This is a genomic window from Microbacterium sp. FW305-3-2-15-F-LB2, assembly GCF_058787255.1.
The window spans coordinates 1,954,547-1,980,830 of sequence record NZ_JBYSZO010000001.1 but is presented as its reverse complement, the minus strand read 5'-3'; the positions used below and the strand labels follow the sequence as shown (position 1 = coordinate 1,980,830).

Here is a 26,284-nt window from a genome sequence, read left to right as displayed (position 1 = left end):
ACCGAGGAGGACCTGTGTCCCAGGCCGATTTCGTCGTCGTCGCCAATCGTCTACCGGTGGATCGCACCCCCGACGGGGAGGGATGGCGTCGCTCGCCGGGTGGTCTCGTGACCGCGCTCGAACCGGTCATGCGACGCGCCGAGGGTGCCTGGGTGGGATGGGCGGGTCAGCCCGACGTGAGTCTCGAGCCCTTCGATTTCGAGGGCACCCACCTCGTGCCGGTCGAGCTGTCCGCGGCGGACGTGCAGCAGTACTACGAGGGTTTCTCGAACGACACGATCTGGCCGCTCTACCACGACGTGATCGCGGAGCCGACGTACAAGCGCGCCTGGTGGGACGCGTACGTCCGGGTGAACCGCCGGTTCGCCGAGGCGGCTGCCGCCGTGTCCGCCGACAAGGCGATCGTGTGGGTGCAGGACTACCAACTGCAGCTCGTGCCGAAGATGCTGCGCGAGCTGCGTCCCGACCTCACGATCGGGTACTTCCACCACATCCCGTTCCCCGCGTATGGCCTCTACGCGCAGTTGCCCTGGCGCAAGCAGGTGCTGGAGGGACTCCTCGGCGCCGACGTGATCGGGTTCCAGCGCGTGGCGGACGCCGGCAACTTCGCGCGTGCCGTGCGCCGCCAGTTGCGGTACGAGACCAAGGCCAGCGGGATCTCGGTCCCGGACGGGCAGGGCGGCACTCGCGTAGCTCTCGCGAAGGCGTTCCCCATCTCCATCGACGCCGACTCGTACATCGAGCTCGCGCAGCGTCCCGACATCCAGCAGCGCGCGCGAGAGATCCGCGAGGGTCTCGGCAACCCGCGGAAGATCCTGCTCGGCGTGGACCGTCTCGACTACACCAAGGGCATCCGCCACCGTCTCAAGGCGTGGGGCGAGCTCCTCGAGGACGGTCGGGCGACGGTGGAGGATGCCACTCTCGTCCAGGTGGCGAGCCCGAGCCGCGAGCGCGTCGACGCGTACGTGCAGCTGCGCGACGAGATCGAGATGACGGTCGGGCGCATCAACGGCGACTACGACAGCACAACCCACACCGCGATCCGCTACCTGCACCAGTCGTACCCGCGGGAGGAGATGGTCGCGCTGTTCCTCGCGGCCGACGTCATGCTGGTTACCGCGCTGCGGGACGGCATGAACCTCGTCGCGAAGGAATACGTCGCAAGTCGCATCGACAACCGCGGGGTCCTCGTCCTCAGTGAATTCGCCGGTGCCGCCGATGAGATGGGCAGTGCGCTGCTCATCAACCCGCACGACATCGACGGCCTGAAGGACACGATCATCCGCGCGATCGACATGCCCGCGGCCGAGCAGGGGCGGCGGATGCGAGCACTGCGCAAACGCGTGCGCGACCACGACGTCGAAGACTGGTCGAGGGAGTTCCTCGACGCGCTGTCCGCGTTCCACGACCGCGCCTCCAGCGCCAGCGCGAACGCCGAGGTGCAGGCGTCGGTGGACGAGCGACGGGATGACTCATGACCGCCGCCGACGCGGCCATCGAGGCCGTCTCGACAACCCCCGTGCTCCTGGTGGCCATCGACTTCGACGGGACGCTCGCGCCGCTCGTGGATGACCCCATGACCGCGCGGATGACGCCTCGGGCACGCTCGGCCGTCGACGCCCTCGCCGCACTGCCCGACACGGTGGTCGCCCTCGTCTCCGGCCGATCGCTCGGGCACCTGCGCGAGATCGCCGAGCACGACGACGCCTCGCCGGTGTGGATCGCGGCGTCGCACGGCGCGCAGTTCTGGGTACCCGGAGCCGGCGGGGAGTCCACGCCCGACGACGCGGCTGACCTCGCGCTGCGCGATCGGCTTCAGAGCGCGATCACGGAGGGTGTCGCCCACTTGACCGGTGTCTGGATCGAGCCGAAGGAGTTCGGCGTCGGCGTGCACACCCGGACGGCGGATGCCGACACCGCCCGCGAAGCACGCGCGGTCGCCGATCAGCTGGTCGCGGCGGACGCACCGGAGTGGCGGCGTCGCACCGGTCACGACATCCTCGAGTTCGCGTTCCGCCACGAGGGGAAGGACTCCGCGGTGCAGCACCTCCGGGAGCGCGCGGGCGCGACGGCGGTGATCTTCGCGGGCGACGACGTCACCGACGAGGACGCGCTCCGCACGCTCGGCGCCGGGGACCTCGGCATCCACGTCGGCACCGGTGACACGGCCGCGGCGCTCAAGGTCGCCGACATCGACGGATTGGTCGATGTCTTGGAGGTTGTCGCGCATCAGCGCGTCTCCCGCGCGCAATAGACTGCGAGGATGCCCGCACCGCAGAATTTCACCCCCGCCGGCGAGATCGACATCAAGCCCCGCAGCCGGGTCATCACCGATGGCATCGAAGCCACCACGTCGCGAGGAATGCTCCGCGGCGTTGGCATGGGCGATGACGACTGGGACAAGCCCCAGATCGGCATCGCGTCCAGCTGGAACGAGATCACGCCCTGCAACCTGAGCCTGGATCGCCTCGCCCAGGGCGCCAAGGAAGGCGTGCACTCCGGCGGCGGCTATCCGCTGCAGTTCGGCACCATCTCCGTCTCGGACGGCATTTCGATGGGCCACGAAGGCATGCACTTCTCGCTCGTCTCGCGCGAGGTCATCGCCGACTCCGTCGAGACGGTCATGATGGCCGAGCGCCTCGACGGCTCGGTCCTGCTGGCCGGCTGCGATAAGTCGATCCCGGGCATGCTCATGGCATCCGCCCGTCTCGACCTGTCCAGCGTCTTCCTCTACGCCGGCTCGATCGCCCCCGGATGGGTGAAGCTCTCGGACGGCACCGAGAAGGAGATCACGATCATCGACTCCTTCGAGGGTGTCGGTGCGTGCCTCGCCGGTCGCATGAGCGAGGCCGACCTCAAGCGCATCGAGTGCGCGTTCGCTCCCGGCGAGGGTGCGTGCGGCGGTATGTACACCGCCAACACGATGGCCTCGGTCGCCGAGGCCCTGGGGCTCAGCCTCCCCGGCTCGGCCGCCCCGCCCTCCGCCGATCGGCGCCGCGACTACTTCGCCCACCGCTCGGGCGAGGCCGTCGTGAACCTGCTGCGTCAGGGCATCACGACCCGCGACATCCTGACCAAGGAGGCGTTCGAGAACGCGATCGCCCTCGCGATGGCGCTCGGCGGCTCGACGAACGTCGTCCTGCACCTCCTCGCCATCGCGCGCGAGGCGGAGGTGGACCTCACGCTCCACGACTTCAACCGCATCGGCGACAAGACGCCGCACGTGGCCGACATGAAGCCGTTCGGGCAGTACGTCATGAACGACGTCGACCGCCACGGTGGCATCCCGGTGATCCTGAAGGCGATGCTCGACGAGGGCCTGCTGCACGGGGACGCCCTTACCGTCACGGGCAAGACGCTCGCCGAGAACCTCCGCGATCTCGATCCCGACCCCGTGGACGGCAAGGTCATCCACCGCTTCGACGACCCGATCCACGCGACGGGCGGCATCACGATCCTGCACGGCTCCATGGCGCCGGAAGGTGCGGTCGTGAAGTCCGCCGGCTTCGACGGCAACGTGTTCGAGGGTCCCGCGCGGGTGTTCGAGCGCGAGCGCGCCGCCATGGATGCGCTCGAGGCGGGCGAGATCCACGCCGGCGACGTCGTCGTCATCCGCTACGAGGGTCCCAAGGGTGGCCCCGGCATGCGCGAGATGCTCGCGATCACCGCCGCCATCAAGGGCGCGGGGCTCGGAAAAGATGTACTACTCTTGACGGACGGTCGATTCTCAGGCGGCACAACCGGCCTCTGCATCGGCCACATAGCTCCCGAAGCGGTGGACGCAGGTCCGATCGCCTTCGTGCGCGATGGTGATCTGATACGGGTCGATATCGCCGCTCGCACTCTCGACTTGATCGTCGATGACGCCGAGCTGGGTTCCCGCCGCGACGGCTGGGAGCCACTTCCCCCGCGCTATACCCGTGGCGTTCTGGCCAAGTACTCCAAGCTCGTGCACTCCGCTGCGGAAGGCGCCGTCACGGGCTGACGGCCGTCTCCCTTTCACCCCCCACTGGTTCCGAGGTACCACCATGTCCGCCGAATCCGCCACGGCCGTTCCCCGGCCCCCCGCTCGCACCGCTCCGGCGCCCGTGCTCACGGGCGCCCAGGCGGTCGTCCGTTCGCTCGACCTGCTCGGCGTCACCGACGTGTTCGGTCTGCCGGGCGGGGCGATCATGCCCGTCTACGACCCGCTCATGGATGACGAGAACGTCCGCCACATCCTCGTCCGCCACGAGCAGGGCGCCGGCCACGCGGCCGAGGGCTACGCCGCGGCCTCGGGCCGCACCGGTGTCGCGATCGCGACGTCGGGCCCCGGCGCCACGAACCTCGTCACCGCCATCGCCGACGCCTACATGGACTCGGTGCCGCTGGTGTGCATCACCGGTCAGGTCTTCTCGACCCTCATGGGAACGGATGCCTTCCAGGAGGCCGACATCGTCGGCATCACGATGCCGATCACGAAGCACTCCTTCCTGGTGAAAACCGCCGAGGACATCCCCGGTGCGATCGCGGCGGCGTTCGAGATCGCCTCGACGGGCCGCCCCGGCCCGGTGCTGGTGGACATCACCAAGGACGCGCAGCAGAACTCGGCGCCGTTCATCTGGCCGCCGAAGATCGACCTGCCCGGCTACCGTCCCGTCACGAAGGCGCACGGCAAGCAGATCCAGGCCGCGGCCCAGCTGATCGCCCACGCGAAGAAGCCCGTGCTGTACGTCGGCGGCGGAGTCATCCGCGCGAAGGCGTCCGCGGAACTGAAGACGTTCGCCGAAGCGACCGGCGCACCGTTGGTGACCACCCTCATGGCGCGCGGGGCGTTCCCCGACTCGCACGACCAGCACCTGGGCATGCCCGGCATGCACGGGACGGTGCCTGCGGTCCTCGCGCTGCAGGACAGCGACCTCATCGTGTCGCTCGGTGCCCGCTTCGACGACCGTGTGACGGGCAAGGCCTCGCTCTTCGCCCCCAACGCGCAGGTCGTGCACGTCGACATCGACCCCGCCGAGATCTCCAAGATCCGCGCCGCGGACGTCCCGATCGTGGGCGACCTCAAAGAGGTGCTCGTCGACCTGGATGCCGCCTTCCGCCAAGCGGCATCCGAGACCGAGGTCGACTACTCGGAGTGGTGGACCTTCCTCAACGGTCTGCGGGAGGAGTTCCCCCTCGGTTACACGCCGACCACCGACGGTCTGCTGTCGCCGCAGCAGGTGATCCAGCGGATCGGTGAGATGACCGGACCCGAGGCGATCTACGCCGCGGGCGTCGGCCAGCACCAGATGTGGGCGGCGCAGTTCATCAAGTACGAGCGCCCCAACGCGTGGCTCAACTCCGGCGGCGCCGGCACGATGGGTTACTCGGTCCCCGCGGCGATGGGCGCCAAGGTGGCCGAGCCTGACCGCGTGGTGTGGGCGATCGACGGCGACGGCTGCTTCCAGATGACCAACCAGGAACTCGCGACCTGCGTCATCAACGACATCCCGATCAAGGTCGCGATCATCAACAACTCCTCGCTCGGCATGGTGCGCCAGTGGCAGACGCTGTTCTTCGACGGCCGTCACTCGAACACCGACCTGAACACGGGGCACGGGACGCGTCGCATCCCCGACTTCGTCAAGCTCGCCGAGGCCTACGGCTGCCTCGCGATCCGGGTCGAGAAGGAAGAGGAGATCGACGCGGCGATCCAGCTCGCGCTCGACACGAACGACCGGCCCGTCGTGATCGACTTCGTCGTGAGCGCGGATGCCATGGTGTGGCCGATGGTTCCGCAGGGCGTGAGCAACAGCTACGTCCAGTACGCCCGCGATCACTCGCCCGCCTTCGCCGAGCAGGAGGACTGACATGTCGAGGCACGTTCTGAGCCTCCTCGTGGAGGACAAGCCGGGTCTGCTGACCCGCGTCGCCGGTCTCTTCGCCCGCCGCGGCTTCAACATCGAGTCGCTCGCGGTGGGGGTCACCGAGGTGCCGGGGCTGTCCCGCATCACGGTGGTCGTCGACGTCGAGGGTCTGCCCCTCGAACAGGTGACCAAGCAGCTGAACAAGCTCATCAACGTCATCAAGATCGTCGAGCTCGACCCGAGCAGCTCGGTGCAGCGTGAGCACGTGCTCGTGAAGGTGCGCGCCGACAACGCCAGCCGCTCCCACGTGCTCGAGGTCGTGAATCTCTTCCGCGCGTCGGTCGTCGACTACGCGCCCGACGCCCTCGTGATCGAGATCACCGGCGACTCGGGCAAGGTCAGTGCATTCCTCAAGGCCATCGAGCCGTTCGGCGTGAAGGAGCTCGCGCAGTCGGGCCTGCTCGCCGTCGGCCGCGGCGGCAAGAGCATCACCGAGCGCGTCCTGCGCGGCTGAACCCCACCACTTCCACACACCCCCGGTCCTGCGTCGCGGGACCTGTATTCAAGGAGAAAGCATCCCCATGGCAGAGATCTTCTACGACGACGACGCCGACCTGTCGATCATCCAGGGCAAGAAGGTTGCGATCGTCGGCTACGGCTCGCAGGGTCACGCGCACGCGCAGAACCTCCGCGACTCGGGCGTCGAGGTCGTCATCGCGCTCAAGGACGGTTCCAAGTCGGCCGCGAAGGCGCAGGAAGACGGCTTCGAGGTCAAGAACGTCACCGACGCGACCGAGTGGGCCGACCTGATCATGATCCTGGCGCCCGACCAGCACCAGCGCTCGATCTACGCCGACTCCATCAAGGACAAGCTCACCGAGGGCAAGACGCTCGCCTTCGCGCACGGCTTCAACATCCGCTTCGGCTACATCGACGCACCCGAGGGCGTTGACGTCATCCTCGTCGCCCCCAAGGCCCCCGGTCACACCGTCCGTCGCGAGTACGTCGCGGGCCGTGGCATCCCGGACATCATCGCGGTCGAGCGCGACGCCTCGGGCTCGGCCTGGGACACCGCGCTGTCGTACGCCAAGGCCATCGGCGGCACCCGCGCCGGCGTCATCAAGACGACCTTCACCGAAGAGACCGAGACCGACCTGTTCGGCGAGCAGTCGGTGCTCTGCGGTGGCATGAGCCACCTGGTGCAGTACGGCTTCGAGACGCTCACCGAGGCTGGCTACCAGCCCGAGATCGCGTACTTCGAGGTGCTGCACGAGCTGAAGCTCATCGTCGACCTGATGTGGGAGGGCGGCATCGCCAAGCAGCGCTGGTCGATCTCCGACACGGCCGAGTACGGTGACTACGTCTCCGGCCCCCGCGTGATCTCGCCCGAGGTCAAGGAGAACATGAAGGCCGTTCTCGCCGACATCCAGTCGGGCGCGTTCGCCGAGCGCTTCATCGCCGACCAGGACAACGGTGCCCCCGAGTTCCTCGCGCTCCGCGAGAAGGAGCAGGGCCACCCGATCGAGGCCACCGGCAAGGAGCTGCGCGGCCTGTTCGCGTGGAAGCAGCAGGACAGCGACTACGTCGAGGGCTCGGCCGCGCGCTGATCCTCTTCCGAACGCCCCGGGCCCATCGTGGTTCCGGGGCGTTCGCCGTTTCGGCGGGGCGCGACCGCGTCGTCTCGGGCCGGCGCTACCGTGGACACGTGAGCACTCCGCGCGACGACGACGCCCTCTCCTGGGACGGTGACGACGACCCGACGCTCGACGTGGGCGAGAAGCGCGCCCCGGAGCGCGTCGCCGAGGCCGAGCCGCTCGACCCCGAGCCCCTTCAGCCGACGCCCGTCGCCGAGCCGCTGCAGCCCACGACCTCGCGCGAGACGCCGGCCGCCCGGTATCCCGAGTCCGAGTCCGAGGCGACCGTCGACACACCCGAAGCGGATGCCGCGCACTCGGCGCCGCTCGGCAACGTGGGCCTCGTCGGCATCGGGATGGTGGCCGCGACCTTCGTCCTTTTCGCGATCGGCTGGCTCGTCGCCGGATTGAAATTGCGCGGTCTCGGGCTGCCGATCCCCGATGTGACGGTGCTCGCCCTCACGATCGCGGCGGCGCTCGCACCGCTGGTCTGGTTCGTCGCGGTGCTCGCCCTCACCCGCGGGTGGCGCACGTGGCAAAGGTTCTTGCTGCTGATCCTCGGCATCCTGCTGCTCGTGCCGTGGCCGTTCCTGTCGTTGGGAGCTCTCGCATGAGTACGGACACCCGCGTTTCCCGGCGGCGTCTGCCCACGTGGATCGTCGTCACGATCGCCGGGATCTTCGGCCTCTTCTACGCCTTCGTCGTGTGGAGTTCGGTCGCGCTCCTCATCCAGCAGGCGACCGGCGCGCTCGGGCTCAACGGCCTCGGATGGTTCGTCTACATCCTGCCGATCGTGTTCCCGCTCGTCGCTTTCGGCGTCGCGTTCGGCATCGGCGCGCGGCGCAAGGCGGGGGAGTTCTCGCTGGCGCTGCTCGCGGGGCTGACTCTCTCCGCGGCCTTCTGGCTCGCTGTCGTCGGCTACGGGACGACCTCCTACGGGCTGTACGGCGGCTGACCGCTACTCGCTCTCCGGCGTCTCACCGCCCCGGCGCCCCGGCTGCAAGGTTCCGCGAAACCGCATCGGGCTGACGAGCGCGCGGAATCCTTCCGTGTCTTTGTCAGGCACATGAAGTCTCGCGAGGGTCTGGGGAACGCCGTCACACGGTCCGGCGAGCATCGAGCACCGCGCTAGGCTGGCAGACGGCCCGCACGGGTCGCGCGCCCGGCTTGCGTCGGCGATGTGCGCCGGTGCGCGCCGGTCCCGTGCACCGTTTCGAAGGACTCATCCGTGACGAAGCCCGTCGTGCTCATCGCCGAAGAACTCTCTCCCGCCACGATCGACGCGCTCGGCCCCGACTTCGACGTGCGCAACGTCGACGGGACCGACCGCCCCGCGCTGCTCTCGGCCCTTGCCGACGCGCACGCGGTGCTCGTGCGCTCGGCCACCAAGATCGACGCCGAGGCCATCGCGGCCGCGCCGGTCCTGAAGGTCGTCGCCCGCGCCGGCGTCGGGCTCGACAACGTCGACATCAAGTCGGCGACGGCGGCCGGAGTCATGGTCGTCAACGCCCCGACATCGAACATCATCTCGGCCGCCGAGTTGACCGTCGGACACGTCCTGAGCCTCGCTCGCCGTATCCCGGCGGCGCACGCCTCGCTCGCGCAGGGCCTGTGGAAGCGCAGCTCGTTCACGGGCACCGAGCTGTTCGAGAAGACGATCGGCATCATCGGCCTCGGCCGCATCGGCGCGCTCATCGCGGCGCGCCTCCAGGCGTTCGACATGCGCGTCATTGCTTACGACCCCTACGTCACGGCGACGCGCGCGCAGCAGCTGGGCGTGCAGCTGGTCTCGCTCGACGAGCTGCTCGATCAGAGCGACTTCGTCACCATCCACATGCCCAAGACCCCCGAGACCACCGGGATGATCGGTGAGGCGCAGCTTCGCCGCATGAAGAAGTCCGCGTACGTCATCAACGTCGCGCGCGGCGGGCTCATCGACGAGGACGCGCTGTACGACGCGCTCACCGCCGGCGAGATCGCCGGTGCCGGCCTCGACGTCTTCTCGACCGAGCCTCCGGCCGAGGACGGCCCGGCCCGGAAGCTGCTCGACCTCCCGAACGTCGTCGTCACCCCGCACCTCGGTGCCAGCACCGAAGAAGCGCAAGAGAAGGCGGGCGTCTCGGTTGCGCGTTCGGTGAAGCTCGCGCTCGAGGGCGATCTCGTCCCGGATGCCGTGAACGTCGCCGGCGGCGCGATCGACCCGTTCGTGCGCCCCGGCATCGCGCTCGTCGAGATGCTCGGCCAGTTCTTCAGCGGCCTCGCCGACAGCGCGCTCTCGAGTCTCGACATCGAGGTGCGTGGCGAGCTCGCCGAGTACGACGTGAGCGTCTACCGTCTCGCCGCGCTCAAGGGCATCTTCAGCCGCATCGTGAGCGAGACGGTGTCGTACGTGAACGCGCCGTTCTTCGCCGAGCAGCGTGGCGTCGAGACGCGCCTGATCGTCGAGTCCGACAGCCCGCTCTACCGCAACATCACGATCCTCCGCGGCACCCTGGCCGACGGCTCGACCCTCGAGGTCGCGGGTACGCTCGCGGGCACCCGCATGGTGCCCAAGGTCGTCGGAATCAACGGCTACGAGATCGAGGTGCCGATCGAGACGCACCACATCGTGATGCGCTACGCCGACCGCCCCGGAATCGTCGCGATCTACGGTCAGAAGCTCGGCGAGGCGGGCATCAACATCGCCGGCCTCCAGGTCGCCCGACCGGATGCCACGGGCCGTGCGCTCTCGGTCCTCACCGTCGACTCGCCCGTGCCCGACGAGATCCTCGACGCGATGCGCGAAGCCGTGAACGCGGATCTGTTCCGACAGATCGAGATCGTCGAGAGCTGAGGTTCGACAGTTCGGGGGAGGGGGTCGCGAAAGCGGCCCCCTTCGTCGTTCCTCGGGGTGAAGAACGCACCGCGGCTGGTGGAATCGGTCGGTTCAGGAGAACGCCGATCCCCGGTGGAGCCACCATCGACACATGACGTCCTTCATGATCGCGCGGTTCGCGCTGGTCGCGGCCGCGGGGGCACTCCTGATCGTGGGAATCGCCGGCGCGCTGCGTGCCGAATGGTGGGGAATTCTGGCGACGATCGGCGCGGTCTTCATCCTGTGGGGCGTCGCGCTCACGGCATCCAAAGACTCCGCGCCCGCTCGCTCCACCTCGCGCGGACGTCAGGTGGTCGCGGCGACGACGGCCGAGATGAGGGCGTCGAGGTCGGCGCCCTCGAGCGCGGGGCCCGGCAGGGCGTTGAGGTCGAGCACGGCGTTGAAGTAGAGGCCGTCACTGACGAGAAGCACCATCTGGAGCGCCGTTTCGTCACGGGTGTGGGGGCGGAGGCTGTCTTCCCACAGCTCACGCACCCGGCGCAGGCTCGCGGAGGCCGCGTCGCTGCCGTTCTGGGCCAGGCGGGAGACCGCGAGGATCGTCACGTCGAGGGGCGAACCGGTGTTCTGCGAAGACCGCAGATGCGCGGCCACCACTCCCTCGGAGGATTTCTCGATCTCGTCGACGTCCTGCTGGGCGAGCGTCTCGAGCCGCGTGACGAGTGCTTCCTCAAGGGCGCTCTTCGAGTTGAAGTGATACAGCAGCCCGCCTTTGGAAACGCCCGCGGCGCGCGCCGTGGCATCCATCGTGGCGGCGCGTTCCCCTTCGTCGACGAGGATGCGCGTGAAGGCGTCGAGAACGGCTTCGCGGGCAAGGGGCGGTCGACTCATGGCCTCTCGATCGTAGTGGCGGGCGGTGTGACGATTCTGTTACTATACCGGCTGGACGGTTTAGAAACGGAACTCGGAAGAATGCTCACCTCGTCGTTGCCCACTCAAGAGATCAATGCCCCTCGCGCCGGCTGGCGCGGGTGGTTCGCGCTGGCGGTGCTCATGCTGCCCGTGCTGCTGGTGTCTGTCGACAACACGGTGCTCAGCTTCGCCCTGCCCGAGATCGCCCTGTCGTTGCAGCCCTCCAGCATCGAGCAGCTGTGGATCATCGACGTGTACCCGCTCGTGCTCGCCGGTCTCCTGGTGACCATGGGGACGCTCGGCGACCGGTTCGGCCGTCGTCGGCTCCTGCTCATCGGCGCGACGGGCTTCGCCGCGGTATCCGCTCTGTCGGCGTTCGCGCCCACCGCCGCGCTGCTCATCACCGGTCGTGCGCTCATGGGCGTCTTCGGCGCCATGCTGATGCCGTCGACGCTGTCGCTGCTTCGGAGCATCTTCCGTGACCGCGACGAACGCCGACTCGCCATCGCCGTCTGGGCGTCGGGATTCTCCGCGGGCGCGGCGCTGGGACCGATCGTCGGCGGATTCCTCCTCGAGCACTTCAGCTGGGGTTCGGTCTTCCTCATGGCGGTCCCGGTGCTCGTTCCGCTGCTCCTCCTCGCACCGTTCTTCGTGCCCGAGAGTCGGGATCCCGCGCCGGGACGGTTCGACCCGCTGAGCGTGCTGCTGTCGCTGGCGACCATGGTGCCGATCGTCTACGGCATCAAGAAGCTCGCCGTCGACGGACCGACGATGGTCACCCTCGCGCTGTTCGCGGCGGGCATCGTGTTCGGCTGGTTGTTCGTGCGGCGCCAGCGCTCCCTGCCGAGCCCGATGCTCGACATGACGCTGTTCCGTCGGGGTACGTTCTCCGGTGCGATCCTGGTCAACTTGCTCAGCGTCGTCGGACTCGTGGGGTTCCTCTACTTCGTCGCGCAGCACCTGCAGCTGGTTGTCGGGCTCACGCCGATGGTGGCCGGTTTCGCGCTGCTGCCCGGCCTCGTGCTGATGATCGTCGCGGGCCTGGCGGTCGTTCCGGTGGCACAACGATTCGCGCCGCGACGCGTCGTTCCCGCGGCACTGGGGTTCTCCGTCGTCGCCTACGTGCTGGTCGCCTTCTCGACCTCCGACCTCGTGCTGCTCATCGTCGCCTTCGGGTTGCTCGGCATCGGCATCGGCGCGGCGGAGACCGTCTCGAACGAGCTCATCCTGTCCAGTGCTCCGCCCGCCAAGGCGGGCGCGGCGAGTGCCGTCTCCGAGACGGCGTACGAAGTGGGCGCTGTGCTCGGTACCGCCGTGCTCGGCGGCATCCTGGCCGCGTTCTATCGCGCGCAACTCGTGCTGCCCGCCGGGCTGCCGGATGCCGCGGCCGATGCCGCCCGCGAGACGCTCGCCGGCGCCGTTGCGGTGTCGCACACGCTCGATGACGCCGCCCTCGGCGAATCGCTGCGGCTCGCCGCTGCGCACGCGTTCGACTCGGGTGTGGTGGTCACCGCGCTGATCGGTGCGGGCCTCATCGTCGTGGCAGCCGTCATCGCTGCCACTACCCTGGGAGGATCCCGCGGCGCGTCGACGAAGTGATGCGCCCTGAGCGCTGAGGAGTGCGATGTCGCGCGTCGTGAAACTGGCCGTCATTCCCGGTGACGGCATCGGTCCCGAGGTCGTCGCCGAGGCCGTGAAGGTTCTCGACGCGGTCACCGCCGAGTCCGGTGTGGAGTTCGAGAAGACGCCCTTCTCCCTCGGGGCCGGCCGTTACCTCGAGACAGGTGACACTCTCACCGACGTCGACCTCGCCGCGATCGCCGAGCACGACGCGATTCTCCTCGGCGCCGTCGGGGGAGTGCCCGGCGACCCGCGTCTGAAGGACGCGAACATCGAGCGGGGTCTGCTGCTGAAGCTGCGGTTCGAGCTCGACCACTACGTCAACCTCCGGCCGTCGAAGCTCTACCCGGGGGCGGCGGGTCCGCTCGCGAATCCCGGCGAGATCGACTTCGTCGTCGTCCGCGAGGGCACCGAGGGTCCGTACGTCGGCAACGGCGGCTCGATCCGGCGCGGCACACCGCACGAGGTCGCCAACGAGACGTCGGTGAACACGGCGTACGGTGTCGAGCGCGTCGTCCGGTACGCGTTCGAACTCGCCGAGCGCCGCCGCAAGAAGCTCACGCTCGTGCACAAGACCAACGTGCTCGTGCACGCGGGCGGGATGTGGAAGCGCATCGTCGACGCCGTGGCGTCGGAGCATCCCGAGGTCGACGTAGACTATCTGCACGTCGATGCGGCCACTATCTTCCTGGTCACGAACCCGAGCCGCTTCGACGTGATCGTCACCGACAACCTCTTCGGCGACATCCTGACTGACCTGGCCGGCGCCGTCACCGGTGGCATCGGCCTCGCCGCATCGGGCAACATCAACCCCGACGGCGCGTTCCCCTCGATGTTCGAGCCCGTCCACGGATCGGCGCCCGACATCGCGGGTACCCAGAAGGCCGATCCCACGGCCGCGATCCTCTCCGTCGCCCTCCTGCTCGATCACCTCGGGCTGCACGACGAAGCCCTCCGCGTCACCCGCGCGGTGGAAGACGACATCGCGACCCGGGATGCCACGCGAACCACCGCGCAGATCGGCGACGCCATCGCTGAACGAGTCCGGGCGTAACCTGGACCGATCGGCCCGCGCCGCCACCCGCGCCCCCGACACCGTGCGAAAGAGACCATGACGACCATCGATACCGACCCCGACACCGGACTCGACCCGCTCGAGTTCGCCGTCACCCGCAATCTCGCCGCGAAGAGCCCCGCTCAGCGCGACGAGGTCCTCGCCAACCCGGGCTTCGGCCGGGCCTTCACCGACCACATGGTCGACATCTGCTGGTCGGTCCGCGGCGGTTGGCACCGGCCCCGCGTCTCGCCCTACGGTCCGATTTCGCTGGACCCCGCGGCGGCCGTGCTGCACTACGGCCAGGAGATCTTCGAAGGCATCAAGGCGTACCGTCACGCCGACGGATCGATCCACACCTTCCGTCCCGATCAGAACGGTCGACGCCTGCAGCGTTCAGCGCGCCGCCTGGCGCTGCCGGAACTGCCCGTCCCGTACTTCCTTCAGTCCCTGCGTGAACTCATCGCCGTCGACGGTGCCTGGGTTCCCTCCGGTGCGGACCAGAGCCTGTATCTGCGGCCCTTCATGTTCGCGAAGGAGGCGTTCCTCGGTGTCCGCCCCGCCCACAAGGTCGCGTACTACCTGATCGCCAGCCCCGCGGGTGCGTACTTCAAGGGCGGCGTTCAGCCGGTGTCGATCTGGCTGAGCGAGGACTATTCCCGCGCCGGCAAGGGGGGTACGGGCGCGGCGAAGACCGGTGGCAACTACGCGGCGAGCCTGCTTCCGCAGTCCGAGGCGTACGAGAACGAGTGCGACCAGGTCGTGTTCCTCGACCAGGACCGCAACATCGAGGAGCTCGGCGGTATGAACATCGTGTTCGTCTACAAGGACGGCACGATCGTGACGCCGCAGTCCGACTCGATCCTCGAGGGCATCACGCGCGACTCGCTCCTCCAGCTCGCCCGCGACCGCGGCCACCACGTGGTCGGACGCAACGTGTCCCTCGCCGAGTGGCGTGAGGGCGTGGCATCCGGAGACATCGTCGAGGTGTTCGCGTGCGGGACCGCAGCTGTCGTCACGCCGATCGGCACGTTGAAGGGCAAGGACTTCATCGACGAGCAGCCCGCGGGAACGCTGGCGCTGGAGTTGCGCCAGGAGCTGACCGACATCCAGTACGGCCGTGCCGAAGACAAGCACGGCTGGCTGTACCGCCTCGACGCCTGAGCGCTCCGCCCCACCGATAAACGCCGTTCGTTTCCAAACACGCTGTGTTGCAGCGTGTTTCGCGACGAACGGCGTTTGTCGGTGCCGGGACGCGGCGTGGGCTGCGGAGGACCGGATGCAGCGTCGGAGGCCCCCGATAGGCTGGAGGCGTGAAGATCGCTCGGTTCAGCTACCAGGAAACGCTCCGCTACGGGATCATCGACGACGCAGAGCTGGTCGTCCTCGAGGGCGATCCGCTCTTCGCGGGCTTCGGTACGACGGGGGAGCGCATTCCGCTCGCCGACGTCACGTTGCTGGCACCGGTCATTCCGCGCTCGAAGGTCGTGTGCATCGGGAAGAACTACCGCGACCATGCCGCCGAGATGGGCGGTGAGGCCCCGGCCGAGCCCTTGATGTTCCTCAAGCCCAACACCTCGGTCATCGGACCCGACGACGTCATCGTCCGGCCGACGGCCCTCAGCGACCGCACCGACTACGAGGGTGAGGTGGCCGTCGTGATCGGCCGCGTCGCCAAGAACGTGCCGGCCGAGCGTGCCATGGATTACGTGTTCGGTTACACCGTGGCCAACGACGTCACGGCGCGCGACCTGCAGAGCCGCGACGGCCAGTGGACCCGCGCGAAGGGCTTCGACACGTTCTGCCCGCTGGGTCCGGTCATCGAGACCGAGCTCGACACGGATGCCGCCGTCATCACGACGCGGGTCAACGGCGAGGTTCGGCAGAACGGCCCGATGTCCGACATGATCCACTCGGTGCCCGACCTCATCGCCTACGCCTCCGCCGTGTTCACGCTGCTGCCCGGTGATCTGATCCTCACCGGGACACCGGCCGGTATCGGTCCGTTCGAGGCGGGCGACACCGTCGAGGTGGAAGTGAGCGGAATCGGAGTGCTGCGCAACACCGTGCGCGATGCCTGACGTCGCGGCGGGCGCGAGCGCGACGAGCGACGTCGCGCTCGTCCAGCGCCGCACCGTGCGCGTGTTGGCCGCGGGGCAGGTGCTCACGGGCGTCGCATTCGGCTCGACGCTGTCGCTGGGCGCCCTTCTGGCAGCCGACCTGTCGGGGCAGGAGGCGCTGTCGGGGTTCGCGACCGCGGCGGTGACCCTCGGTGCAGCGCTCACGGCGATCCCGCTCGCGCGCCTCGCCGCGCGGCGTGGCCGTCGGTTCGCCCTCAGCACGGGCAACGTCGCCGCGCTCGTGGGCATCGCCGTGGTGATCCTCGCCGCCGCGACGCGGGCTTTCCCGATGTTGCTCGTCGGTATCGCGCTCATCGGCGCGGGCAACGCCGGCACGCTGCAGGCACGGTTCGCCGCCACCGATCTCGCGAGCACGAGCCGACGCGGTCGAGATCTCGCGACGGTGGTCTGGGCCACGACGGTCGGCGGGGTCGTCGGGCCACTGCTCCTGGCCCCGGGCGAGGTGCTCGGCGCAGGAATCGGGATGCCGCGCCTCACCGGGGCGTACCTGTTCTCGTTCGCCGCGCAGGCCTGCGCTCTCGCGTTGTACGTCTTGGTGCTGCGCCCCGATCCGCTGCTCCTGGCTCAGCGACGGGCGCGCGCCGCCACCGCGGGCGCGGTCAGTGACACCGTGACCGACCGCCCGCTCCTGGCCCGGTACGCGATGTTCGCGGTCGCCGCGTCGCACGTCACCATGGCATCCGTGATGGCGATGACGCCCGTGCACCTCTCGCACATCGTCGCTCCGGATGCCGTGACCTTTGCGGTCGGCGTGACGATCGCGTTGCACGTGTTCGGCATGTACGGGCTGTCGCCGGTATTCGGCATCCTGGCCGACCGTGTCGGTCGCATCCCGGTCGTGCTGCTCGGCCAAGTGCTCCTCGCTGCCGCGCTAGCGGTGGCTGCGGCACTGTCCTGGTCGCAGGCGGGGGTGCTCGTCGCCCTCGTTTTGCTCGGTCTCGGATGGAGTGCGGCGACGGTCGCCGGCTCGGCGCTGTTGACCGAGGCGACGCCGGTCGACGCCCGCCCGAGGCGACAGGGTCGCAGCGACACGCTCATGACGGCGTGCGCGGCCGTCGGGTCGATCGTCGCGGGACTCATCCTCGGCGGCGCCGGCTACGGCGGGCTGGCCCTGTGGGCCCTGGTGCCTGTCGTCGCGGTGTGCCTCGGCGCCGTCTGGGTCAGAGTGCGAGGCTGAGCGGGGCCGCCCGTTCTTCCCGCAGGGCCGACAGGGCGCGGTCGACATCGTCCTCGTCGTTGAAGACATGGAACGCGACGCGGGCTCGTCCGGCGCGTCCGGAGGCGATGATTCCGGATGCCGTGAGCCGGGCGAGTGCGCAGCCGTCGGCATCCGGCCACGTGACGATCGACGAGGGGCGGTCGAGTTCGGGAAGATCCATCCCGATACGGAAGCGGTTCGCCAGCCCGGTCGTGTGGGCGTGAACGGCGGCCGGGTCAGCCGAAGCGAACAACGCGAGTGCCGGCGCGGCGCCTACGAACGCCTGCCATGCGGGGGAGACGTCGAATCGCCGCGCGTCCGGGGCGAGCGGCGCACCGATGCCGTAGCACGACGCCCACGGATCGTCGCCGGAGTACCAGCCGGCCTGCACGGGACGAACCTCCCGCGCGAGGGCGGGGGAGACGGTGAGGAAGGCGACGCCCCGCGGGGCGCACAGCCACTTGTACGCGTGACAGATCGTGGCGTCGAACAGGGTGGCATCCACCGGGAGCCACCCCGCCGCCTGGGTGAGATCGCAAAGCGTGCGGGCACCGGTGCGGGCTGCCGCTGCGGCGATGCCGGCGGCGTCGGCGACATCACCGGTCGCCGACTGGACGAGGGAGAAGGCCACCAGCCAGGTGTCCACCGTCACCTCGTCGGCGAGGCGGTCCAGCGGAACGGATCGCAGTCGAACGCCGCGGCCGACGTGCGCGAACGGCGCGACGAGCGAGGCGAAATCCCCCTCCGCGCACAGCACCTCGGCTCCGTCGGGCACGGCTGCCGCGATCAGCGCGACCGCGACCGAGGTCTGCGCAGCGATCGCGACGTTCGACACGGGTGTGTTGACGAGGCCGGCGTACGAGCGCCGGGCGTCCTCGACCGCACGCGTCGCTGCGGCGACGTCGGGACGACCGGACGCCGCTGCCGCCAGGTCCGCCGTGAGCGCGGCGACCGTGGCGCGCGGTGGCAGGCCGACCGTGCAGGCCGCGAGGTAGTCGCGACCTCCGGAGAAGTGCGGGGCGAGGGTCATGGACCCAGGATGCCGACGCACCCACGCATTCCACTACGGCAGGTATTGCATGAGAAACATGCGTTCTGATTATGTGTGCGTATGGCAGACGCTCCACTCGACGACGCGCTCGACGCCCACGCATTGCGCGTCGTGAAGGCGATCGCCGACACCGGGTCGATCACCGCGGCCGCGAGGGCCCTCGGCTACAGCCAGCCGGCGGTGAGCCAGCAGCTGAGGCGGCTCGAGCGGCGGGCGGGGTTGCCGATCGTCGAGAGGGTGGGTCGAGGCGTGCGCCTGACCGAGGCCGGCTGGGTTCTTGCGCGGCACGCGGCGACGGTGACGACGGCTCTCGACGCGGCAGCGGGCGATCTCGCGGAACTGCGGGGGATGCGCGCCGGTCGCGTGCGCATCGCAGCGTTCCCCTCGGCATCTTCGACGGTCGTCCCTCGGGTGATCGCGGCGCTGTCCGCGCGCCGGCCGGGGGTCGCGCTGAGCTTCGTCGAGGCGGAGCCGCCCGAGGCGATCGCCGCCGTCCGCGAGGATCGCGCCGACATCGCCCTCATCTACAGCTTCCCCGGCGATCGGCGGGAGCGGTTGGAGTCGTCGGCCACGGGACTGTCGGTGCGTGACGTCGGCGGCGACGACACGGTCGTGGTGGTCCCCGCCGACCACCCCGCCGCCGGCGACGACCCCATCGACCTGTCGCTCCTTGCGGGCGAGCGGTGGATCGCCGGCTGTCCCCAGTGCCGCGGACACCTCCTGGAGGCGTGCGGCCGTGCGGGGTTCACCCCCGACATCGCGTTCGAGACTGACAATTACGTCGCCGTCGAGAACCTCGTCGCCCAGGGCGTCGGGGTCGCGATCCTGCCCGGTATGGCCGTGGCATCCCTCCCGCTCGTCGCCGGGATCGCGGTCCCGCGCCTGCCCGCCGCCGAGGCGCGCACACTCCACGTGGTCACCGCGCGCGGCGCCCACCGGGTGCCCGCCGTCGGTGCGGCGCTCCGCATCGTCGATGAGGTGCTTGCCGACCATGCCCGGACCGCGACCGGACACCCCGGCCGGGCGCCGAGTAGGATCGAGGGGATGTCTGCCAAGCCCGATCCCCGCACCACGACCGCCACCGGCGCCGACGTTCGCGTTCGGTTCTGCCCGTCTCCGACGGGGCTGCCGCACGTCGGTCTGATACGCACGGTCCTGTTCAACTGGGCCTACGCCCGTCACAACGGCGGAAAGCTCGTCTTCCGCATCGAAGACACGGATGCCGCGCGCGACAGCGAGGAGAGCTATCAGCAGCTCCTCGAGGCGCTGCGCTGGATGAACATCGACTGGGACGAGGGCGTCGAGGTCGGGGGACCGCACGCCCCGTACCGGCAGTCGCAGCGGCACGAGATCTACCGCGAGGTGCTTGACAAGCTCATCGCCGCCGGTGCCGTGTACGAGAGCTACTCGACCGCAGAGGAGATCGACGCGCGCAACGAGGCCAACGGCCGTGCCAAGCAGCTCGGCTACGACAACTTCGACCGCGACCTCACCGACGAGCAGAAGGCCGCGTTCCGGGCCGAGGGGCGTCAGCCCGCGTGGCGTCTGCGCGTGCCCGATCACGACCTGAGCTACGTCGACCTCATCCGTGGCGAGGTCACCTTCCCCGCCGGCTCGTTCCCCGACTTCGTGCTCGTGCGCGCCGGAGGAGTGCCGCTTTATCCGTTCGTGAATCCCGTCGATGACGCGCTCATGGGTATCACCCATGTCATCCGGGGCGAAGACCTCATGCCCTCCACCGCACGACAGCTCGCGCTGTATTCGGCTCTGGTGGATGCCGGTGTCACCACGTTCATCCCGCGCTTCGGTCACATGCCGCTGGTGCTGGGCGAGACGGGCAACAAGAAGCTGTCGAAGCGCGACCCGCAGGCCGATCTGTTCCTGCAGCGCGAGAAGGGCTTCATCCACGAGGGCCTGCTGAACTACCTCTCGCTGCTCGGCTGGTCGCTGTCGAGCGACCGCGACGTGTTCTCGCTCGACGAGATGATCGCGGCGTTCGACATCGCCGACGTGAATCCCAACCCGGCGCGCTTCGACCAGAAGAAGGCCGAGGCGATCAACGGCGACCACATCCGGATGTTGGATGCCGACGACTTCGCGGCCCGCATCGTGCCGTACCTCGCTGCCGCCGGGTATGTGGCCGAGGAACCGTCCGCCGAGCACCGCGCGATCATCGCCGCGGCCGCACCGCTCGTGCAGGAGCGCGTGCAGCTCCTCGGCGAGGTGCCCGGGATGCTGGGCTTCCTCTTCGTCGACGAGGTGTCATACGCCGAGGATGCGATGAAGGGCCTGCCCGCCAACGCGGCCGAGGTGCTGGTGGCATCCGTGGGCGCGCTCGAGCTGGTTCCCGAGACGGAGTTCACCGCGGCGGCGGTGCAGGAGGCGCTGTCCGTCGCGCTCGTCGACGAACTGGGCCTCAAGCCCCGTGTGGCCTACGGTCCGCCGCGCGTCGCCCTCACGGGCCGCCGCGTGTCGCCGCCGCTGTTCGAGTCCATGGAGCTGCTCGGCAAGGCCGCGACCCTCCACCGTCTCGACGCGCTGGTGAAGCACCTGGGCTGAGCGCCGGGACCCCGCCGTGCGCCGAGCCCGCGACGCGCGCGGGCGGGCCCCGGTTTGGCGCTCCGGCCCCGGTCACGTAAGCTTGATCCTCGGCACGAACTTCGGTTCAGCGCCTTGGGGTATGGTGTAATTGGCAACACGGCGGTTTCTGGTTCCGTTGTTCTTGGTTCGAGTCCAGGTACCCCAGCAAGACAGAATGGCCCGGCACGATCGCCGGGCTTTCGTCGTTTTCCGGGCTTTCCGTTCGTCGCTGAGGCGTGTGGCGACGAATTCTTCTCGCCGCGACCCGCGACGATCTGGTTTACTGCGGGGAATCACGTGACCTGGGGGCATCGTCGTGTCCTCCGGGTTGTTCGCCCTTACGCCCCGGAGCCACCCCGATGTCAACGCGCCCCCGGCGTCGCCACCTGGCCGCCGTCTCGATCCTCGCCCTGCTTCTGACCGGCTCCGTTGCCGTCCCGGCGTCCGCGCGCACGCCGGACGACATCGTGGTGGCCTCGGGCGAGGGCTGGACGGTGGAGCGGGCGCCGGCCGGGTACACGGTCACGCTTCGTCTGTCGAAGCCGCTGCCGGTGGTCAGCGACGCCCCGACCATCGTCGTCGACGGTGAGCCGCTCGGTATCGCCCGGACTTCCGACGGCGGCCGCACACTGACGATCACGACGCCCGACGATCGCGTGGTCTCCGCGCGTGAGGTCGTGAAGGGGTGGGCCTCCGGCTCCGGTCCCAAGGCGGGCGAGGACGGCGTCGGCGACGGAGAACGGCGAGCGCCGAGCCCGCGCCGCGACGAGCCGGAGCAGCGCGACACGCTCGTGCCGACGATCCCGGTCGCCGATCCGTCGCAGACCGGTCCGTACGCCGTCCGCGAGGCGGAGTACGACTTCGGCGATCGGAGCGTCGCCCTCGCCGGCTACACCGACATGCGCGGCGAGGTCGCCGGGAAGCTGTACCTCACGACGGCGGTCGGCGCTCGCCCGGTCGTGCTGCTGGAACACGGTCGCCACTCCACGTGCGGCGACGCGACCTCCGGAGAGTCCGGACTTGCCTGGCCCTGTGCGGACGACGAGATGGTCATCCGGTCCTACCTCGGCTACGAGACGACGGCGCGTTCGCTCGCCTCGAACGGCTACAACGTGATCTCGATCTCCGCGAACGCCATCAACGCAACGGATGCCGAACTCACCCTCGATCAGGGGGCTCAGGCTCGTGGCCGGCTTGTTCTCGACACGCTCCAGATGCTCGACCGTCTGGATCGAGGAGCCACCGTGACGTTCGAGGACCAACCGGACGGCGGCGATCCCGTCACCCGGACGTTCGACGACGCGCTCGCCCGAGCGACCGAACGCGCCGACCAGCCCGCCGCACCGTCAGGACTGGCATCCGAGGACCTGGAGGGCCGTTTCGATCTCTCGCGGGTCGGTCTCATGGGCCACTCGCGCGGCGGTGAGGGTGTCGTAACCGCCGCGCAGCTCAACGCGGCCGCGGCGAAGCCGTTCGGCATCCGGTCGGTACTCCCGCTCGCGCCGACCGACTTCGCCCGACGCACGCTCTCCGACGTGACGACGATGGCGGTGCTGCCCTACTGCGACGGCGACGTCGCCGACCAGCAGGGACAGAAGTACGTCGACGACTCGCGACGAGCGTTCGGCGACGACGTTCTCCGCTCGGCCGTGTGGGTGATGGGGGCCAACCACAACTTCTTCAGCTCGGTGTGGACGCCGGGGGAGTATCCCGTCGGCGGTTCCGACGACTGGGATGCGGATGACACGACCTCCGCGTGCGCGACGACCGACCCGACGCGCCTGACCGCCGCGGAGCAGTACCAGGTCGGCGCGACACTCATGACGGGCTTCTTCCGCCTGACGCTGGGCGGGGAACTCGCCTACCAGGGCATCGTCGACGGGACCGTCGCTCCATCGACGAACCTCACCCCCTTCGCGGACGTTCGTGTCATCGCGACCCAGCCACGCTCGGCCGGCGATCTCGTCACCGACTTCGCCGGCGGCGGGGCCGCGGTCCTGGTCGATGGGGAAGCGACCGCCGAGGTGTGCGAGGGCGCCATGATCATGGCATCCCGCCCGTCCTGTTCCGAGCGTCGCGACGCTCAGGTCCCGCACTGGAACCCGTCGTTCCTCGCGCCCTACGTGCCTCTGTTCCCCGTGACACGGTTCGAATGGGAGTTCGCCGGGGCCGCCTCGCTGCGCGTCCCGCTTCCGGAAGGGCAGCGGGATGTCCGCGACCGCTCGTCGCTGACGCTCAAGATGGCACCGGGCGACCGCGTCGAGGTCGGGACAGACCTCGCGATCACGCTCGTCGACGGTTCCGGATTCGAGTACTCGACGGTGGTCTCGTCCCTGAACCTCCGAGCCGTCGAACGGATGCCGGCGGGTGCGCCCCCGCTCGACAAGGTGGTCCTGCAGCAGGTCACCTGGCCGCTCGAGGATGTCGTCGGCGTCGACCTCGGCGATCTCCGCGAAGTGCGCCTGGAACCGCAGGTGGGTGTCGACGGCGTTCCGTGGGGCGAGCTCTATCTGTCTGACCTCTCGTTCGACTCGCCCTCCGCGGGAACCCCTGCCATGGTGACACGCTCGGCGGTCAACATGGCTGAGACACGGGTCGAGGAGCAGGCGGAGCCGTGGACCGCAGGGGTCGCCGTCTGGCTCGACCACCCGGCGGACGAGCCGGTGAGCGCGTACGTGGGGATCGGCCCCGGGCCGGGCGGCGACGCACCTCCGGCCGGTCTGGGGGCGGAGCGGGTCACGTTCGCGCCCGGTCAGACCTGCCTGTCGGTTCCGGTGCTGATCGTGGGAAATCAGGACCCGTCCGGTGCGGCCGTGTCGGTCGCCGGCACGGCGGTCACCACGAGTGAAGCCGCCGTTTCCGGAGCGGACGACTTCTCCGGCATCCTGGTCCGCGAGGACGACGGCGTGGCGGGCGACGATCAGCCGGCGCCGCCGTTCGGGGTCCAGGGCGACGTGTGCGCCGAGCTGGCGGCATCGCGCACCCCGGGAGATCTCGACGTCTCGACGGACGAGCCCACCCGCGGCGGATCGCTGAAGCTGACCGCCACCGGGTTCCGGGCAGGAGAGGGCGTGCTCGCCATGCTCGGCGACACGACCCTTCCCCTGGCGATCGCGGATACCGACGGCACCGCCGTGATCGAGACGAGCGTCGCCGCGGACGCGACACTCGGGGCGACGACCGTGCGCGCGGAGGGTGCCGGCTCCGCTCGTGTGCTGCAGGCGACCGTTCGGGTTCAGGCGGCCCCGACGCCGACGCCCACCCCGACGCCCACCCCGACGCCCACCCCGACGCCGACGCCCACCCCGACACCTACCACGACCCCGACGCCGACGGCCACGCCGGTTCCGAGCGCGACCCCCACGCCGACCCAGACCTGGACGGCGGTCCCGGCAGTGGTCGGCCCCGACCTTGCGCGGACCGGCATGGACGGCGGTCTCTGGCTGCTGGTGGCGGTCGGGGGCGCGCTCGTGGCGGCATCCGGGGCCGCGGTGGCGGTGGTGAATCGTCGTCGACGCGGGTAGTGAGGATCTCGAGTCGGCCGGGAGTATGCCCCATTCCCGCCGGATCGACCGCGTGGAACACGTCAGTCGGGAGAAGTTCTGAGATCCTCACACATGGACGCGGGGGGTTCCTTCCTTTTCACGGTCGATGCCTCGAGTCCACCCGTGGACGACCGCCCCCCGTGCAGCTGTCAAGCGCCGTCCGGTTTCACGAGCCCGAGGAGCTTCTCGCGCGTCATGTTCGCCCCGAAGGCGGGCGTGCCCGGCTCGAGGCGGCGGCCCGCGTCGAGGTTCTCGAGGATGACGGGGTCGAACCCCAGTGCATCGACCAGCTTCGCCGCCGCGCCCGTGTCGACCGGATCGTCGCCGGCGATGGCGATCGCCTTTCGGCCGGGCGCTGCGGCGGGGCGGGCCTGCTCCTCGAGGTCGTGGTATCCCATGTGGTTGAAGGCCTTCACGACGTGAGCGCCGGCGAGGAACTCGGCGACGGCTTCGCTGGAGGAGATGTCCGGATCGAGGAAGTCGTCCCGCGCGCCGTCGACCTCCCACCAGTGATTCATGGCGTCGATGACGAGCTTTCCGCGCAGCGAGGCGACCGGGATGCTGCGGTACTTCCGCAGCGGAAGCGCGAGGATGATCACGTCCGCCTCACGGGCGGCATCCTCGGGGCTGACGGCGGTGGCACCCGGAACCAGGACCTCGATCGTGAGGGCGATCTGCTCCGGGTCGCCGGAGCCCGCGACGAGCACACGGTATCCGGCGGCGACGGCGAGGCGCGCGAGGACCGTTCCGACTTTCCCGGCGCCGAGAATGCCAAGTGTCGGCCGCGTGCCGGAATCGGTCGCGCTCATCGACGGAACGCCGCGCCGGCGGGTGCCGGTGTCTCGGCGAGGAGCTCGCGCACGCGCGGGATGACGCGCTTCGCGTAGAGCTCAACGGCCCGCAGGCGTGCGCTCATCGGCATCGCGCCGCCGGCGGTGTAGACGAGATCGAAGCGGCCGACGTCGAGCGTCCGGATCGCGTCCGCCATCTTGCGGGCCACGGTCTCGGGTGAGCCGACGTACAGGGAGCCGTGTTCGATGTCGGCGTCGAACTCCGCGCGCTCCAGAGGCGGCCATCCGCGGAGGCCTCCGATCCGGTCGCGGATCTCCTTGTACCCGGGGTAGAACTGCCGCCGCGCTTCCTCGTCCGTTTCGGCGATGAAGCCGGGGGAGTGCATCCCGACCGGATACGCGGTGGTTCCGAATTGGTCGGTCGCGCGCCGGTAGAGGTCGACGTATGGGGCGAAGCGTTCGGGCGCTCCGCCAATGATGGCGAGCATGAGCCGGAAGCCGTAGTGCGCGGTACGGATGACGGACTGCGGCGACCCGCCGACACCGACCCACGTCTTCAGACGGCCGGAGTCGGTCTTGGGGAACACATCGGCATCCGTCAGTGCGGCACGCGTCGTGCCCTCCCACGTGACGGGCTTCTCATCCAACAACTTGTGGAAGAGGTCGATCTTCTCCTCGAAGAGCACCTCGTAGTCGCTGAGGTCGTAACCGAACAGCGGGAAGGATTCGGTGAAGGAGCCGCGGCCCAGAATGACCTCCGCGCGCCCGTCGGACAGAGCGTCGACGGTGGCGAAGCGCTGGAACACGCGTACAGGATCGTCGGAGGACAACACCGTGACACCGGAGGCCAGCCGAATCCTGTCGGTCGCGGTCGCAATTCCGGCGAGGACGGTCTCGGGCGTGCTGATGGCGTACTCGGGACGGTGGTGCTCGCCAAGCGCGATCACGTCGATGCCCAGTTCGTCGGCGAGGATCGCCTCACGGAGGGTGGCCCGAATGGCCTCGCCGTAGGTCACGCGGTTGCCGGCGTCGTCGATCGGCACGTCGCCGAACGTGTCGATGCCGAACTCGAGCTTCGAGAAGTCGGACATAGGGGTTTCTCCTTGTGTGGTTCG

20 protein-coding genes and 1 tRNA gene are annotated in these 26,284 nt (G+C 69.4%); 17 read left to right on the top strand and 4 right to left on the bottom strand.

The window, feature by feature from the left end; translation table 11 throughout:
• The first annotated feature begins 14 nt into the window (after positions 1-14).
• The 9 genes from otsA (at position 15) to serA (ending at position 10,298) form a co-directional block, all read left to right on the top strand.
• Positions 15-1,478 carry an alpha,alpha-trehalose-phosphate synthase (UDP-forming) gene (gene otsA, locus AC3WLZ_RS09625; protein WP_492469870.1) on the top strand — a complete coding sequence of 488 codons (1,464 nt, stop codon included), beginning with the start codon at positions 15-17 and terminating at the stop codon, positions 1,476-1,478.
• A complete protein-coding gene (otsB, locus tag AC3WLZ_RS09620) occupies positions 1,475-2,254 on the top strand; it encodes a trehalose-phosphatase (protein ID WP_492469869.1) in 780 nt (259 codons plus the stop codon). Before otsA ends, otsB begins: the two co-directional genes overlap by 4 nt.
• A 9-nt stretch (positions 2,255-2,263) precedes the next feature.
• Positions 2,264-3,985, top strand: coding sequence for a dihydroxy-acid dehydratase (gene ilvD / locus AC3WLZ_RS09615; protein ID WP_412924751.1), 1,722 nt, complete (start codon positions 2,264-2,266; stop codon positions 3,983-3,985).
• A 43-nt stretch (positions 3,986-4,028) separates the two neighbouring features.
• Positions 4,029-5,834, top strand: a complete 1,806-nt coding sequence (locus AC3WLZ_RS09610) for an acetolactate synthase large subunit (protein WP_492469868.1) — start codon at positions 4,029-4,031, stop codon at positions 5,832-5,834.
• A gap of 1 nt (position 5,835) precedes the next feature.
• Positions 5,836-6,345 carry an acetolactate synthase small subunit gene (gene ilvN, locus AC3WLZ_RS09605; protein ID WP_412924749.1) on the top strand — a complete coding sequence of 170 codons (510 nt, stop codon included), beginning with the start codon at positions 5,836-5,838 and terminating at the stop codon, positions 6,343-6,345.
• A 67-nt stretch (positions 6,346-6,412) separates the two neighbouring features.
• Entirely contained in the window at positions 6,413-7,438 is a 1,026-nt protein-coding gene (ilvC, locus tag AC3WLZ_RS09600; protein WP_412924748.1) for a ketol-acid reductoisomerase, read from the top strand.
• A gap of 98 nt (positions 7,439-7,536) precedes the next feature.
• Complete coding sequence (locus AC3WLZ_RS09595; RefSeq protein ID WP_492469867.1) at positions 7,537-8,079, top strand: DNA polymerase III subunit gamma/tau; 543 nt, start codon at positions 7,537-7,539, stop codon at positions 8,077-8,079.
• Positions 8,076-8,420, top strand: a complete 345-nt coding sequence (locus tag AC3WLZ_RS09590; protein WP_412924746.1) for a bacitracin resistance protein — start codon at positions 8,076-8,078, stop codon at positions 8,418-8,420. Before AC3WLZ_RS09595 ends, AC3WLZ_RS09590 begins: the two co-directional genes overlap by 4 nt.
• Before the next feature lie 273 nt (positions 8,421-8,693).
• Positions 8,694-10,298, top strand: coding sequence for a phosphoglycerate dehydrogenase (serA, locus tag AC3WLZ_RS09585; protein WP_492469866.1), 1,605 nt, complete (start codon positions 8,694-8,696; stop codon positions 10,296-10,298).
• Between the two features lie 327 nt (positions 10,299-10,625).
• Here serA and AC3WLZ_RS09580 read toward each other — a convergent pair whose 3' ends face one another.
• Positions 10,626-11,168: a TetR family transcriptional regulator gene (locus AC3WLZ_RS09580; RefSeq protein WP_492469865.1), complete on the bottom strand. Its 543-nt coding sequence runs from the start codon at positions 11,166-11,168 to the stop codon at positions 10,626-10,628.
• Between the two features lie 81 nt (positions 11,169-11,249).
• On the opposite strand from AC3WLZ_RS09580, the gene AC3WLZ_RS09575 reads away from it, so the two are divergent.
• From AC3WLZ_RS09575 to AC3WLZ_RS09555, 5 genes are all read left to right on the top strand, one after another.
• The gene (locus tag AC3WLZ_RS09575; RefSeq protein WP_492469864.1) at positions 11,250-12,788 is read left to right on the top strand and encodes an MFS transporter; all 1,539 of its coding nucleotides are present in this window, start codon (positions 11,250-11,252) and stop codon (positions 12,786-12,788) included.
• Positions 12,789-12,813: 25 nt separating this feature from the next.
• Positions 12,814-13,863, top strand: coding sequence for a 3-isopropylmalate dehydrogenase (locus AC3WLZ_RS09570; RefSeq protein ID WP_492469863.1), 1,050 nt, complete (start codon positions 12,814-12,816; stop codon positions 13,861-13,863).
• A gap of 57 nt (positions 13,864-13,920) precedes the next feature.
• Complete coding sequence (locus tag AC3WLZ_RS09565; protein ID WP_492469862.1) at positions 13,921-15,027, top strand: branched-chain amino acid aminotransferase; 1,107 nt, start codon at positions 13,921-13,923, stop codon at positions 15,025-15,027.
• A 149-nt stretch (positions 15,028-15,176) separates the two neighbouring features.
• Positions 15,177-15,944: a fumarylacetoacetate hydrolase family protein gene (locus AC3WLZ_RS09560; RefSeq protein ID WP_412924740.1), complete on the top strand. Its 768-nt coding sequence runs from the start codon at positions 15,177-15,179 to the stop codon at positions 15,942-15,944.
• Entirely contained in the window at positions 15,937-17,181 is a 1,245-nt protein-coding gene (locus AC3WLZ_RS09555) for an MFS transporter (RefSeq protein WP_492469861.1), read from the top strand. Before AC3WLZ_RS09560 ends, AC3WLZ_RS09555 begins: the two co-directional genes overlap by 8 nt.
• Here AC3WLZ_RS09555 and AC3WLZ_RS09550 read toward each other — a convergent pair.
• Positions 17,165-18,232 (bottom strand): aminotransferase class V-fold PLP-dependent enzyme, encoded by a 1,068-nt coding sequence (locus tag AC3WLZ_RS09550; RefSeq protein ID WP_492469860.1) that lies wholly within the window; start codon positions 18,230-18,232, stop codon positions 17,165-17,167. The two genes, AC3WLZ_RS09555 and AC3WLZ_RS09550, sit on opposite strands and share 17 nt — an antisense overlap.
• An 81-nt stretch (positions 18,233-18,313) precedes the next feature.
• Between AC3WLZ_RS09550 and gltX the strand changes: the two genes are divergently transcribed.
• From gltX to AC3WLZ_RS09535, 3 genes are all read left to right on the top strand, one after another.
• Positions 18,314-20,812, top strand: a complete 2,499-nt coding sequence (gene gltX, locus AC3WLZ_RS09545) for a glutamate--tRNA ligase (protein WP_492469859.1) — start codon at positions 18,314-18,316, stop codon at positions 20,810-20,812.
• Between the two features lie 115 nt (positions 20,813-20,927).
• Positions 20,928-20,999, top strand: a tRNA-Gln gene (locus AC3WLZ_RS09540).
• A gap of 193 nt (positions 21,000-21,192) precedes the next feature.
• Entirely contained in the window at positions 21,193-24,357 is a 3,165-nt protein-coding gene (locus AC3WLZ_RS09535) for an alpha/beta hydrolase (protein WP_492469858.1), read from the top strand.
• 170 nt (positions 24,358-24,527) lie between these two features.
• On the opposite strand, the gene AC3WLZ_RS09530 is transcribed toward AC3WLZ_RS09535, so the two are convergent.
• Both AC3WLZ_RS09530 and AC3WLZ_RS09525 read right to left on the bottom strand, forming a co-directional pair.
• On the bottom strand, positions 24,528-25,187 hold the full coding sequence (locus tag AC3WLZ_RS09530; RefSeq protein ID WP_412924734.1) for an NADPH-dependent F420 reductase: 660 nt from the start codon (positions 25,185-25,187) through the stop codon (positions 24,528-24,530).
• Entirely contained in the window at positions 25,184-26,260 is a 1,077-nt protein-coding gene (locus AC3WLZ_RS09525; protein ID WP_492469857.1) for an LLM class flavin-dependent oxidoreductase, read from the bottom strand. The genes AC3WLZ_RS09530 and AC3WLZ_RS09525 overlap by 4 nt, the downstream gene beginning before the upstream one ends.
• Positions 26,261-26,284 lie beyond the last annotated feature (24 nt).